The sequence below is a fragment of the Microbulbifer harenosus genome (assembly GCF_005771435.1).
GTDB lineage: Bacteria > Pseudomonadota > Gammaproteobacteria > Pseudomonadales > Cellvibrionaceae > Microbulbifer > Microbulbifer harenosus.
On record NZ_VANI01000009.1, the window covers coordinates 241,943 to 255,639 of the forward strand.

The 13,697-nt window shown below is 55.8% G+C and carries 12 protein-coding genes; 9 read left to right on the plus strand and 3 right to left on the minus strand.

The window, feature by feature from the left end:
- The first annotated feature begins 142 nt into the window (after nucleotides 1-142).
- From FDY93_RS09135 to FDY93_RS09155, 5 genes are all read left to right on the plus strand, one after another.
- Nucleotides 143-1,075 carry a DMT family transporter gene (locus FDY93_RS09135; protein ID WP_138235419.1) on the plus strand — a complete coding sequence of 311 codons (933 nt, stop codon included), beginning with the start codon at nucleotides 143-145 and terminating at the stop codon, nucleotides 1,073-1,075.
- Nucleotides 1,076-1,174: 99 nt separating this feature from the next.
- A complete protein-coding gene (locus FDY93_RS09140; RefSeq protein WP_138235420.1) occupies nucleotides 1,175-2,332 on the plus strand; it encodes an acyl-CoA dehydrogenase family protein in 1,158 nt (385 codons plus the stop codon).
- A 181-nt stretch (nucleotides 2,333-2,513) separates the two neighbouring features.
- A complete protein-coding gene (locus FDY93_RS09145; protein WP_138235421.1) occupies nucleotides 2,514-2,984 on the plus strand; it encodes a (2Fe-2S)-binding protein in 471 nt (156 codons plus the stop codon).
- 13 nt (nucleotides 2,985-2,997) lie between these two features.
- Nucleotides 2,998-5,226, plus strand: coding sequence for a xanthine dehydrogenase family protein molybdopterin-binding subunit (locus FDY93_RS09150; RefSeq protein ID WP_138235422.1), 2,229 nt, complete (start codon nucleotides 2,998-3,000; stop codon nucleotides 5,224-5,226).
- A gap of 7 nt (nucleotides 5,227-5,233) precedes the next feature.
- Nucleotides 5,234-6,292: an XdhC family protein gene (locus FDY93_RS09155; protein ID WP_138235423.1), complete on the plus strand. Its 1,059-nt coding sequence runs from the start codon at nucleotides 5,234-5,236 to the stop codon at nucleotides 6,290-6,292.
- Here the strand turns inward: FDY93_RS09155 and FDY93_RS09160 are convergent.
- Complete coding sequence (locus FDY93_RS09160; protein WP_138235424.1) at nucleotides 6,285-6,623, minus strand: hypothetical protein; 339 nt, start codon at nucleotides 6,621-6,623, stop codon at nucleotides 6,285-6,287. The genes FDY93_RS09155 and FDY93_RS09160 overlap by 8 nt on opposite strands.
- A gap of 198 nt (nucleotides 6,624-6,821) precedes the next feature.
- Between FDY93_RS09160 and FDY93_RS09165 the strand changes: the two genes are divergently transcribed.
- From FDY93_RS09165 to FDY93_RS09175, 3 genes are all read left to right on the plus strand, one after another.
- Nucleotides 6,822-7,466, plus strand: a complete 645-nt coding sequence (locus FDY93_RS09165; RefSeq protein WP_138235425.1) for a nucleotidyltransferase family protein — start codon at nucleotides 6,822-6,824, stop codon at nucleotides 7,464-7,466.
- A 301-nt stretch (nucleotides 7,467-7,767) separates the two neighbouring features.
- Nucleotides 7,768-8,325, plus strand: coding sequence for a YbhB/YbcL family Raf kinase inhibitor-like protein (locus FDY93_RS09170; RefSeq protein ID WP_246068527.1), 558 nt, complete (start codon nucleotides 7,768-7,770; stop codon nucleotides 8,323-8,325).
- A gap of 147 nt (nucleotides 8,326-8,472) precedes the next feature.
- Nucleotides 8,473-9,321, plus strand: a complete 849-nt coding sequence (locus FDY93_RS09175; RefSeq protein WP_220446144.1) for a helix-turn-helix transcriptional regulator — start codon at nucleotides 8,473-8,475, stop codon at nucleotides 9,319-9,321.
- 140 nt (nucleotides 9,322-9,461) lie between these two features.
- Here the strand turns inward: FDY93_RS09175 and greB are convergent, their stop codons facing one another.
- Together greB and FDY93_RS09185 are read right to left on the minus strand one after the other, a co-directional pair.
- The gene (greB, locus tag FDY93_RS09180; RefSeq protein ID WP_138235426.1) at nucleotides 9,462-9,974 is read right to left on the minus strand and encodes a transcription elongation factor GreB; all 513 of its coding nucleotides are present in this window, start codon (nucleotides 9,972-9,974) and stop codon (nucleotides 9,462-9,464) included.
- Complete coding sequence (locus FDY93_RS09185) at nucleotides 9,974-11,947, minus strand: S9 family peptidase (RefSeq protein WP_138235427.1); 1,974 nt, start codon at nucleotides 11,945-11,947, stop codon at nucleotides 9,974-9,976. Before FDY93_RS09185 ends, greB begins: the two co-directional genes overlap by 1 nt.
- 218 nt (nucleotides 11,948-12,165) lie before the next feature.
- Here FDY93_RS09185 and FDY93_RS09190 point away from each other — a divergent pair, with 218 nt between their 5' ends.
- Nucleotides 12,166-13,647, plus strand: coding sequence for an alanine/glycine:cation symporter family protein (locus FDY93_RS09190; RefSeq protein ID WP_138235428.1), 1,482 nt, complete (start codon nucleotides 12,166-12,168; stop codon nucleotides 13,645-13,647).
- The last annotated feature ends 50 nt before the right edge of the window (nucleotides 13,648-13,697 follow it).

Consider the following 13,697-nt stretch of genomic DNA (forward strand, 5'->3'; position numbering starts at 1 on the left):
AGGGTATGTTGGGAAAAGATGGCAGGTGCCGGGCGCCTGCCATCTTTCGTTTATAGCTGAATAAATAATTGGCCGAATAAATTTTTGTTCGGGTAAATCCCTAGCCGTATGACTCAGCGGTTCTGTCTGGCGGTTTCAAAAAATGACTGAGCAATCCGCTTCCATAATGCAAGGCAATCGCCGGGCGACGGTTCTGGCGCTGGCAGCCGTGCTCTGCTGGTCCACTGTTGCTAGTGCCTTCAAGCTCTCGCTGCAATATCTTTCTCCACTGCAGCTGGTGACCATTGCCTCAGTGGTCTCCACCCTGTTTATGTTCGCGGTGATCTGCTGGCAGCGCCGATTACCGGAGCTGCGCACCAGTTGGCGTGCCAATTACAAATGGTATCTCGCCCTCGGCTTTTGCAACCCGTTCCTCTACTACCTTGTCCTGTTCAATGCCTACGCGCTGTTGCCCGCACAGCAGGCACAGCCGTTGAACTACACCTGGGGCGTGGTATTGGCCCTGTTGTCCGTTCCTCTATTAAAACAGAAGCTGCGCAGGCAAGATCTGCTGGCAGGGCTCGTGTGCTATATCGGCGTACTGGTGATTGCCACCAAAGGCGATCCTTTTTCCCTGCAGTTTGATCAGCCATTCGGTGTGGCACTGGCGCTGTTCAGTACCGTGATCTGGTCCTGTTACTGGTTGCTGAATACCCGTATCGGCGGCAATGCTGCAGTGAATCTGTTGCTGACATTCTGTTGCGGCCTGCCGTGGCTGTTCGCTGCTGTTATGTGGCAGGGTGGCTGGCAATCGCCGCCAGTGGAAGGCTGGCTGGGGGCTCTGTATGTGGGCCTGTTTGAAATGGGTATCGCCTTCCTGCTGTGGCAGGGGGCGCTGCTCAGTTGCGACAATACCGCGCGCATCAGCAATTTCATTTATTTGTCACCACCGCTGTCGCTATTGCTGATCGCACTGCTGGTGGGAGAAAGCATACACGTGGCTACCATTGCGGGCCTCGGTCTGATTCTGCTGGGCGTGGCGATCCAGCAGGGTGCGCTGCGCCACTTGCTGTTCCGGTGGCAAGCATCCCGGTGAGCGAAACTACGAAACCACCGTCATCGATACAACAATAAACAGCCTTTGCCACAGTGTTTACCACATGGTTTGGAAGGCGAGTATGAGCGAGAAAACACCATGAATTTTGCACTGACCGAAGAACAACAGATGATTCAGGAGGCCGCGCGCCAGTTTGCCGAAAGCGAATTGAAGCCGATCGCCGCGGAGCTGGACAAGACTGGCAACCGCCCACTGTTTCTGCAGAAACTCAAGGAGCTGGCGGAGCTCGGTTTCATGGGCATCAACATCGACCCCGAATACGGCGGCACCGGTGCCGGCACCATCGCCTTCAGCCTCGCTATCACCGAAATTGCCCGCGGCTGCGCTTCCACCGCCACCACTACCTCGGTCACCAACATGGTGGCGGAAGTGATCCAGGCGATGGGTACCGATGCACAGAAAGAGTATTTCCTGCCGAAAATCTGCAGCGGCGAATACGCTGCTGGCTCCTTCTGCCTGACCGAACCCAGTTCCGGTTCCGACGCCGCCGCCATGCGCACCCGTGCGGTCAAGGACGGCGGCGACTATGTGCTGAACGGCAGCAAGCTGTTTATCAGCAGCGCCGAGTTTGCCGGTGTGTTTGTGGTGTGGGCAGTAACCGATTCCTCGGCACCGAAAGGCAAGGGGATCTCCTGCTTCCTGGTCGAGGCTGGCACTCCCGGGCTGGTGATCGGCAAGGCGGAAGAAAAAATGGGGCAGAAAGCGTCTGTCACCAATGAGGTGGCGTTTGAGGATTGCCGCATCCCCGCGAGCAGCATGCTGGGCGAAGAGAACCGCGGCTTCCGCATCGCCGCCGGCGAACTGGCGGGCGGGCGCATCGGCATCGGTTCGTTAGCATTGGGCATTGGCCTTGAAGCTCTGGACTGCGCGCGCATTTATCTGCAGGAGCGCGAGCAGTTCGGCAAGCCGCTGGCCCAATTTCAGGGGCTGCAGTGGCAACTCGCAGACAAATACACCGAGTTGGAGGCGGCGCGACTCTTGTTGTTGCAAGCGGCCTGGCAGAAAGATGCCGGTTTACACTTCGGCCCTGCGGCTTCCATGGCGAAGCTCTACGCATCGGAAAAAGCCAACGAGGCCTGCTATGTGGCGCTCCAGATGCACGGCGGTGTGGGCTATACCAGGGAGTTTCCACTGGAGCGGATGGCGCGGGATGTTCGCATCACTACTATCTATGAGGGTACCAGCGAGATTCAGCGCCTGATTATCGCGCGGCATCTGCTGGAGGGGGTGCGCTGAAAGATTAATGTGTGCGACGGGCAGGAAATGCTGACCGTCGCATTAATTGGCGCGAACTTCTACGGCCGAACTAATAAAGTAGATTTTCGAGAGCACGTGGTATTTATTGTCAGGTCAAATCGTGTAATTTGGTCCTTCACAAGGATTCGTTACCGGGACAATCAATAACGAGGGGAATACCATGTCGATCACGCTCAATGTCAATGGTGCCGAACATCAGGTCGACACCACACCGGATACACCGCTGTTGTGGGTGATCCGCGACTACCTGGAAATGACGGGTACCAAGTTCGGCTGTGGTATGGCCATGTGCGGCGCCTGTACAGTGCATATGGACGGCCAGCCGATCCGCTCCTGTTCCACGCCGGTACAGCTGGCGGCGGGCAAAAAAATCACCACCATCGAAGGCGTTTCCTCATCCGCGGCTTCTCCCGTGAGCAGGGCTGTGCAACAGGCCTGGGATGACGGGCAGGTAGTCCAGTGCGGCTATTGTCAGTCGGGGCAGATCATGTCCGCCATTGCGCTGCTGGAAAAGAATCCGAAACCTACCGATGCGGATATTGATTCCGCGATGTCCGGTAATATCTGCCGCTGCAATACCTACCAGCGAATTCGCGGTGCCATCAAAGAAGCGTCGAAACAACTGGTCTGAAAGGGAGGGGATCATGCGCTGGATTAATAACGAAACCCGTGCAGAACTGGCAAGGAGCTTTCAGGAAATTGACGGCTTAGCAAGTCCGCAGGAGAGTCGCAGACATTTTCTCAAGGTCATCGGCGGCATTGGCGCCGGCCTGACTCTGGCTGTCAGCAGCCCGGGAACGCTGGCGAAAATGCTTCCTACAGGAGTGACTGCTGCAGAAGGCGAGGCTTTCGCTCCCAACGCCTTTGTGCGTATCGGGACCGATAACCGTGTGGCGGTGGTCATCAAACATGTGGAAATGGGGCAGGGCACTTACACCGGCCTTGCCACGCTGGTGGCCGAAGAACTGGACGCTGACTGGGAGCAGATCGATGCCGTTGGCGCCCCCGCCGATGGCAAACGCTACAACAATCTGTACTGGGGCCCAATGCAGGGTACCGGCGGCAGCTCCGCCATCGCCAACTCGTATCAGCAGATGCGCATTGCCGGTGCCACAGCCAAAGCCATGCTGGTGGCGGCCGCGGCGCAACGCTGGAATCTACCGACAGCGGAGATCAGTGTTAACAAGGGCGTGTTGAGTCATGCGGGCAGCGGCAGAAAGGCGACTTTCGGTGAGCTCGCAGAACTCGCAGCCACCTTGCCAGTGCCGGATGAAAAATCAATCCGCCTCAAGGAGCCTGAGGAATTTACCTATATCGGTACGTCGATGCCGCGCAAGGATGTGGGCAAGACCGACGGCACCGCGATCTATACCCAGGATGTGTGGCTGGAGGGCATGCTCACCGCAGTGGTTGCCCACCCGCCGCGCTTTGGGACAAAAGTGAAAAGCTTCGATGCAAAGGAAGCCAAGGCTTCCAACCGCGTGGTGGACGTGATCCAAATTCCCACCGGTATTGCCGTGGTTGCGAAGGACTACTGGAGTGCAAAAGTCGCGCGCGACAAGCTCAACATTGAATGGGATGAATCCCGGGCGATGGACAAAAGCACCGACCAGATAATGGCGGAATACCGTGAGATCTCGAAAAAACGCGGTGGTGTGGCGCACGATCACGGTAGCGTAGGCGATGCGTTGGACAGTGCCAAAACCGTCATTGAGGCCACTTACGAATTTCCCTATCTCGCGCACGCGGCCATGGAGCCGATGAACTGTGTGGCACTGGTCAACAAGGACAGCTGCGAAATCTGGAACGGCGAGCAGTTCCAGTCGATAGACCAGATGAACATCGGTAAGTTGCTGGGGCTGCCGGTGGAAAAGGTAAAACTGAATATGCTGTTTGCCGGCGGCAGCTTCGGCCGTCGCGCCAATCCGGTGTCTGATTATCTTGTAGAGGCGGTGCACATCGCCAAAGCAAAAATGGGTACCCCGATCAAACTGGTGTGGTCCCGCGAAGACGATATGCAGGCGGGTTATTTTCGCCCGGCATACGTACACCGGGTGCGTGGCGGTCTGGATGCGGAGGGCAATATTGTCGGCTGGGAACAGCACATTGTGGGGCAGTCCATTCTAACGGGTACGCCGTTTGGGCAGGGGATCAAGAATGGCGTCGATCATTCATCGGTCGAGGGCGCGAGCACACTTCCTTACGCCATTCCCAACCTGCGTGTCGAAGTTACCTCCACCGAAGAGCAGGTCCCGGTACTCTGGTGGCGCTCCGTGGGCCACACCCACACGGCCTATTCCACGGAAACCTTTATCGACGAACTGGCCGTGAAAGCAGGGCAGGACCCGGTGGACCTGCGTATGAAGTTATTGGCTGACCACCCGCGCTGGCAGGGTGTGCTGAAACTGGCTGCGGATAAAGCCGGTTGGGGTAAGGCGCTGCCGAAAGGTTGGGGTCGTGGTGTCGCCGTGCATGAGTCGTTTAATTCCTATGTGGCCCAGGTGGCGGAAGTATCCGTGGCGGATGACGGTAAGTTCAAAGTCGAGCGGGTGGTGTGCGCGGTGGACTGCGGTGTGCCGATCAACCCGGATGTGATCCGCGCGCAGATGGAGGGTGGCATCGGCTTTGGTTTGGCCCCTGCGCTGGTGAGTGCGATTACCCTCAAGGATGGCAAGGTCGTCGAGTCCAACTTCCACAATTATCAGGTATTGCGCATTAACCAGATGCCCGAGGTGGAGGTGCATATCGTGCCCTCCGCGGCGCCGCCTACCGGCGTCGGTGAGCCGGGAGTACCGCCGATTGCACCGGCAGTAGCCAATGCGTTGGCGGCTGTCACCGGCAAGCGCTACTACTCATTGCCGATCAAGGTCTGACTTATCCATGTCGAACCATCTGCTTGCGCTCTTGAAGTCCTGGTACCCATTGCGCGATTTCTGCGGCTGGGTACTGGGCACCGTGTACAAAACCGAGGGCCCATGCTACCGCAAGGCGGGCGCGATGATGCTGTTTAGTGCCGATGGACACCAGCTCGGGATGCTGAGTGGCGGTTGCCTGGAGTCGGATATTCACCAACAGGCCCGCCGCGTGATGCAAAGTGGTCGCGCGGTAACTCTGACCTATGATGGCAGCGACGAAGATGATCTGTCGTTCCAGTTGGGCATTGGCTGCGGTGGTACCGTACACATTCTGCTGCAGCCGGTGCATCGTGAAAATGGCTACCTGGAATTGGATCGGGTTTACACTGCGCTGCAGGAGTTCCGCTCCGGTTACTACTATCAGTGTGTCCCCGAGAAAAACGGCGCGGCACAATCGCGCTTTATGGACAATGATGCCGTCAGTATCGAATCGTTCCAGGTTAAGGCACAGCTGGTGCAAGAGGACGAGAGTCACTGGCTGTGTACCGGCATCACGCCGCCGCCCCATCTGTTGATCGTCGGTGGTGGCATTGACGCGCGACCTCTGGCCGCTATCGGACATCAGCTGGGTTGGCGCATCAGTGTGTGGGATCCGCGACCGGCTAATGCGCGGAGAGAATACTTCCCCGACGCGGATGAACTGTTGAGCGTTCCGGCGGAGCATTTGCCGGAATTTGTGCGCAGTTGCAAGGTCAACGCCGCCGTGTTGATGAGCCATAATATCGCGCTGGATGCCCGCGCGTTATTGATGTTACACGGCGAGTCACTCCGTTATCTCGCGCTGCTTGGGCCGCGCAAACGCCGCGAACAGGTAATTGCGGAGGCGGGAATAAATCCGGATAAGCATTCTCCAGTGATCGCTGGCCCAGCCGGGTTGCAAATCGGTGCCGATCTGCCGGAAACCATTGCCCTGTCGATTCTGGCGGAGTGTCAGGCCGCGCTAAACCAGGGCAGTGGCCGCTCAATGAGTGGCGTACTTGCATCTGATACGCCACCGCGCTCCATGCAAACCGTCTTCAGTTGATCGCGTACTGGGCTTGCGGCCCTGTGTCAGCTGCTTCCATATCGAGAAAGAACGACATATAGCGATGCATGGCGTGAACGGCGGCCAGATCACCTTCCATCGCGATCATCAGCGGTGGGTGAAAGGCAATCAGGTGGGCCATGGCGAGGTGAAAGTCCTCGCAGGGTTCGCTGAGCGCATCCGCGATCACGGATGCAATTCGCTTTGCCGCCATTGACGTGGAGCCATTATCGGTCAGTGCCTTGGTCAGCGATGTGCAGAACCTCTCCCGATGAGGTGCGTGCGGCGCAAAGAGTTCGATAGCGTGATAGATCTGTTGTCCTACTGACATGGTGTTCCCCCCAATGAAAATGAGCGGCGCATCCTAGCGGTTGAGACCTCACCAACCTATATGTGATGGGGGCTTTGCCATGAATCCGGTGACATTATTTGTAACCGAGCAGTCACTAGATCTAAAACGCGCCGGAAATTTCACTTGGCTGGAACCGGTACTGCCAGCACCGAAACCAGAACCTAAATATCAGTTCTCATGATGGATATGCCGATGACGTCGGAAGCGATCAAATCCCGATCTATTGCCGCCATGATCATGGCGGCCGGAGAGGGACGGAGATTCGGTGGTTGCAAGCCGCTGGCGACCGTTCATGGAACCTCTCTGGTGCAGAGAATGGTCAAGCAGGTGCGGCATTTGGTGTCGCATACCTGTGTGGTTACCGGTGCCTGGCACACCTCGATCGTTCAGGCGCAGAGGGATGGAGACTTGACCGACGTAACACTGATTTACAACCCGGCCTGGAAAAATGGCTTGGGACACTCGATTGCCGCAGGCGTATCGCAGTTGGAGCGCGATTTTGATGGGATTTTAATTTTGTTGGCTGACCAGGTTGCGATTACCGCCAATGATATTGAAGCCCTGATTGATCAGTTTGAATGGAATAACATCGCTTGCGGTTACTATGCCGGCCGCCGCGGCGTACCGGCAATTTTCGCAAAAAACAGTTTCCAGCAGCTGAAATCCCTCACGAATGACCGAGGTGCCAAGCGGCTCCTTTACAGTTCGGATGTCCCTGTCTCCGAATACAATATGCCGGAAGCGTCGGTCGATATTGATACGCAAAAAGATCTCGAGGACTGGGTGCGGATAGCGCCAGCAGCTTTGTATAAATCTGTGTGAAAATAGCGCCTATCTCAAAATGAGAGCAGTTTAATCTCCCATTGAAATTTCCGGGTATTCGATCGCACAGATGTAATAGGTTGCTCAGCGCCAACGATGTCAGCGACTTCTTGAAGCGGAAGCTCTCCGGATTGCAAAATTCCGCTTTTCTTCTTGGTCTGCTTGTAGTGGTGCCGTTCGGGGCCCCGGCTTTAAATACCGCTGATTGACGGATCAGGGCGAAAATTTAGCGGTTTTGTCGCTAATTTTCGAGTCGCAGAACATGTAAATTCATTTTTTAAATCACAGTTGGAGACTTCCTGTGCGTCGTTCGATTATTAAACTGACTTTGTCGCTGTCGATCTTTCTGTCCGGTACTGCTTTGGCTGGGACATTCACTTTGGATAGCAAAGACATCTCCAATGGTGAATTCATGCCGAAACAGCATGAATTTCAGGGCTTCGGATGTAGTGGTGGCAATAAATCTCCGCAACTTTCCTGGAGTGGAGCGCCGGAAGGTACCGGAGCCTATGCGTTGATGGTATACGATCCGGATGCGCCCACTGGAAGCGGATGGTGGCACTGGCAACTCGTCAACATTCCTGCTTCGGTAAATAATCTTGATGCCGGTGCCGGCGACCCGGGAAAGAACTTGTTACCTGCGGGCAGCATCAATATCACCAATGACTACGGTGCTAAAGGCTTCGGAGGCGCTTGCCCACCAAAAGGTCACGGTGTACACCGTTATCAATTTACTCTGTATGCGCTGTCGAAAAAGTTGACGCTGCCTGAAGGGGCTTCTGGCGCATTGACTGGCTACATGGTTAAAGCTCACTCGCTGGCTACAGCAAAAATTGAGGCTTTGTACGAGCGCAAGTGATCGGCCGTCATCTGGTATGTTTGTAGCGCAGACTAAATTTGGCGTCTTAAATACTGTTAGAATGTGTAAAACTTAAGACGCCTCCGATTTGATTAATAATCAATAAAGGCTGGTGGACGTTATGCCAATGGATGAATAGGAAGCGCTGTGGTTTCAGTTAATCTAAATTCTCAAGCATGCCTCTCGTATGAAAAACTAAAGGAGCTGGCCAAAGGTGCCGTCGATACTCACTCTGATTTACCTTTTTCTGTCTATTCTTCGGTCAAAGAACAGCGTTTGGCCAATGTGCCAGTCATCAGGCCGCTGTTAATCTTTATCCTCGGTGGTACCAAGCTACTAGGAAAGGAGCGGGAAAAGTGTCCTGCCGGCAGCTTTGTCTTTCTCTCCAATAGTCCCGATGTGGATATGAGAAATATTCCGAGTAGCAGGAATGATGGATATTTTGCTGTGCTGCTGGAATTTGACTACGCGGATTTTAGTCAGTTCAGGCATAAACCGAAAAGTACTAAAAGGTACTTTCTGGGCGAGATCAACAAGCCGTTGAGTATCGCTCTTGCACAATTCATTGAGTTTTCGACCCAAGTGCCCAAAGGTGCGCTGAAGTTTCGTAAACAAGAACTTTTGAATCTTATTTATTTGTCTGGTCACGAAGAAGTATGTGGCATCGCCGAGCCGCCGAGCTTAAGTCACCAAGTGTATGAAATTATTAATCAGAATATTGCTGATGATTGGGGCGTAGAGCGCCTATGTACCTTGCTGTGTATGAGTGAATCGACATTGCGGCGCAAGTTGAAGGCCGAAAAAACCAGTGTGCAGGACATTAAAAATAGAACCAAACTTGGCTTTGGGCTGCATTTGGTTCAAAGCACTATCGAGCCTATCGGACTTATCGCAGAACGTTGTGGGTACCAATCTCAATCGCGCTTTACTGACCAATTCAAAATGCTGTTCGGCATGACACCGAGTGATTTGAGAAAGACTCGTAAGATGGATTAGGGCGAAAACTTGACGGTTTTGTGGGTGCTGGGCGCTGCCAGTTCCTTCTAATATAGTCAGTGCTCATGTGGTCGCCACTCAGATGCAACCACATTTTGTTGCCAATCTAGAAGGAAGAATACATATGAAATATGTCGCTGTTAGCCAGCACTGGGGGAGGGGTATTCAATCTCTACAATGTAGTAAGTAACCCTCTGCTCCATTTGCTGGATCTCAATTTCATCATCCAGTCGCTTGCCGAGCAGGGCGCGGGCGACAGGGGAGTCCATGGAAATCAGGCCTTCCTTAACGTTGAATTCATCCGGGCCAACGATGCGGTATTTCACTTCTACACCATGCTCGTCTTCCAGAGTCACCCAGGCGCCGAAGAATATTTTTTCCCGGTCGTCGGGAATACGGTCGACCACGGTAATTTCTTCCAGGCGCTTGGTGAGGAAGCGCACCCGGCTGTCGATTTCCCGCAGTCTTTTCTTGCCGTAGATGTAGTCAGCATTTTCGCTGCGGTCCCCCAATTTGGCGGCATCGCTGACTGCCTGTGTAACGCGCGGCCGTTCCACTTCCCATAATTGCTTTACTTCCGCACGCATGCGGCGCGCGCCTTCCGGTGTGATGTAGCGCGAACCGCGAGGCCGCGGCGGTCTCCAGCGCCCCATCAGCAGACCTCCCGCAGATTGTCGATCTTGATTCCCGTTCCCGGGGTGGGCAGCGGAAAACCGAATATCCGGCTGTAAAACTCCAGTTCACCTTCAAGCGCCAGCTTAATGCTGTCGGCGCCGCGAAAGCCGTGGCCCTCATCTTCGAAGGTGATGTAGGCCACCGGAATACCACGGGTACGCAGTGCGGCCACCATGGTTTCTGCCTGGTCCGGCGGTACCACTTTGTCTTCCATACCCTGGAAGAAGATCACCGGGCAATCCAATTGCTCAATGTGATTAATCGGCGAGCGGGCGCGGTACACAGCCTCTGCTTCGGGCCAGGGGCCGACCAGTTTGTCCAGATAGCGGGATTCGAATTTGTGGGTGTCGCGGGCAAGCGTGGTCAGGTCGCCGATACCGTAGTGGCTGGCTCCGGCGGAAAAGGTGTCGTGGAAGGTCAGTGCCGCCAACACGGTATAACCGCCGGCGCTGCCCCCTTTGATCAGCAAACGCTCTGGATCGGCGAGGCCCTGTTGCACCAGGTATTCCGCGCCGGCACACACGTCTTCCACATCGAGGATTCCCCATTGGCCCTGCAGGCGGTCGCGGTATTTGCGACCGTAGCCGGTGCTGCCGGAGTAGTTGACATCGAGGATGGCGAAACCGCGGCTGGTCCAGTACTGCACCTTGAGGTTGAGTCCGGCTGAGGTGGCGCCCGTTGGGCCACCGTGGCCGAACACAATCAGCGGCGGTTTTTCACCTTCTGGCGCAGTGTAGGTAGGGCTGCAGGGTGGGTAGTAAAAGGCGTGTACCACGCGATCCTTATGTTCAAATACGATGGTTTGTGCACGGGAAAACCAGCTGGTTTCCACTGGCGCGGCACTGCTGCTGGCAATGGTGGTGAAACGGTTGCTGTCGGCCTGGTACATCACCACAGATGGAAAGTCCGCGGTACCGCTGCTGATGAAGAGGGCGCGGTCGCCGGTACAGTGGATGCTTTCAAAGTCGCAGCCACTGTGCTCGAGCAGCTGCGGTTGACTGGTGTTCAGGTCCAACAGCGCCAGCTGCCAGCGGCCGCTCCGGGTGAAGGTGCAGAAGATTCGCGCATCATCGAGAAAACCGTAGGTGGACATCCCGAATACCCACTGCGGGGTAGCGAATTCGGCGTCGAGATCCCACAGGGGTTGGTCGCTGCCTGCGAGATAAATATTCCACCAGTTGTTTTTATCGGAGATGTAGTACAACTGGCCGCTCGGAGACCATTGGGGCTGAAAAATGGATTCCCGGTTGCCGCCGGCAATGTGGCGGGCTTTGGCAACTGCGCCGGTTTCATCCAGTTCAGCCAACATCAATTCGGTGGCGTCCCAGGGCATGTCCGGGTGGTGCCACTGCAGAAAGCTCAGCTGCAGTCCATCCGGACTCAGTGCCGGATTGGAATAGAAATCCGCGCCCTCAGCGAGCACGGTGATTCTGCCGAACTCCTCTCCCTGCTCGCGATCAAGCGCAATGGCGATCAGGCGCGCGACGGCCTCGCATCCGGATTCACTTTCTTCTTCCTGCACGCAGATCAGGCGGTTTCTGCGCTGGTCCAGCTGCAGGTCGGCGAAGTGCCAGGGGCCAGCCGGTGTGACGGGTTCGGGGATATCACTGCCCGGGGCGATGCGGTAGATGCGCTGGTCGGCGGCGAGCACAAAATAGACATACCCGTTGCCAACGGTGTAGACGCCGCCACCGTATTCGTGCGCCTTGGTGCGGGCGCCGAGTGGCGCGGGGATAAGATCCCTGGGCGCAGGCTTTTCACTGTCGAGGTCGTATTCCACCAGCACCGAGCGGCCTTTTTCCGCGGGGCGGGACTCCAGCCAGTAGGCTTTACCGTCAAACAGACGCGCTTCACTCAGGCGCACATTGCCAGCGGTGAGCAGGTCGGCGCTGATATTTGAGGCCCAGCTGCCGTAGGGCGCGATTTGTTTCTGTGGCGAAGTGTTGGGCATAGCGGCGGTCAACGTCTCTGGTGATCGGAAGTGGATTTTCTAAGGACGCATTTTACGCCCGCGTTTAGTGATAACAATGGGCGGACGGTATTTATGCGTTCCCCGGCCTGGTTTCAGTCTGAACAAAAGATACCCGCTTCGCAAAATGCGGCTGCTAATCTTTTACGGCGGCACACCGCACACGCGAGCACGGAGAAGAGCAGGGCAGGGAGCGGGACATGCAGGCGTTACTTGATGGGTTGAGCTCGGTAATCAATGTCGGCAACCACATTGCCTGGGGTGGCATCGGTGGTATCTGGTGGCTGGGTATCCTGATTGCGGCGCTGTTACCTGCCGGAGTGTATTTCACGGTGCGCACCGGGTTTGTGCAGATCCGCGCCTTTGGCCATATGGTCAATGTAATGGCGCGGAGTTTTCGCAAGGAACACGATGATTCCGTGTCCTCATTTCAGGCATTTGCCACCAGTGCCGCAGCGCGGGTGGGTACCGGCAATATTGCCGGTGTCGCGGTGGCCATTACCACTGGCGGTCCTGGTGCCATTTTCTGGATGTGGATGGTGGCGCTGGTGGGCATGGCCACCAGTTTTATCGAAAACACTCTTGCGCAGACGTTTAAGGAGCGGGGGGAAGTTCACGGAACCTTTCGCGGCGGCCCCGCGTATTACATCGATAAAGGGCTGGGCAAGAAGTGGAAGTGGTTGTCCGTGGTGTATTCCGTGTTCCTGATTTTCTGTTTCGGATTTTTTTTCAACGCTGTTCAGGCCAACGCCATGGCGGAAGCGATACATGCGGCGTGGGGGATCAATCCATTGCTGATCGGTGCGGCGATTGCGCTGGTGGCAGCGCTGGTGGTGTTCGGCGGCATCCAATCCATCGGTCGCTTTGCAGGCGTTGTAGTCCCGGTTATGGCGCTCTGTTACATCGCCGTCGCCCTGTATATTGTGGCGATCAACCTCACCCGTATGCCGGAGGTGTTCGGATTAATTTTCCGCAGTGCTTTCGGCTTGCAGGAAATAGGGGCAGGCACCTTTGGTGCGGTGGTGGCCAACGGTATTAAGCGCGGGCTGTTTTCCAATGAAGCCGGGATGGGATCGTCTCCCAATGTTGGCGCGGCGGCAGATGTAAAACACCCGGTAGTGCAGGGCTATGTGCAGATGGCGTCGGTATTTCTCGACACGTTCATGATTTGTACTGCTACTGCAGCGATTATTCTGCTGAGCAATGTGGAACTGAGCAGCGCCACAGAAGGGGTAACCCTGACCCAGACGGCGCTGGCCAGTGAGGTGGGCCCCTGGGGAAACAGCTTTGTGGCGATAGCACTGCTGTTTTTTGCCTTTACGTCCCTCATCGCCAACTACTACTACGCGGAAACCAATATCTTTTACCTCTGGCATACCCGCACGTCGATTTTCTGTTACCGGGCGCTGTACCTTTGTTTCATCCTGTTCGGGGCCTGGGTAGCGTATAGCGGTAGTTCCGACAACTTTGCGCTGCTGTGGAATATGGCTGATATGTCTATGGGGTTTATGGCGTCTGCCAATCTACTGGCCATTCTACTGCTCTCCGGTGTGGCAATTCGCGTATTCGCGGATTACGAGACACAGCGACGCAATGGGATTGCAGAGCCGGTATTCGACGCCCGCCAGCATCCGATACACGGGGTAGAGATTGAGGTCTGGACACCGGAGTCCAAACCCTGATTGAAGAGGCGCAGTCTTTGCCGTCAATCACTTCCCGTGACGTGGTATCG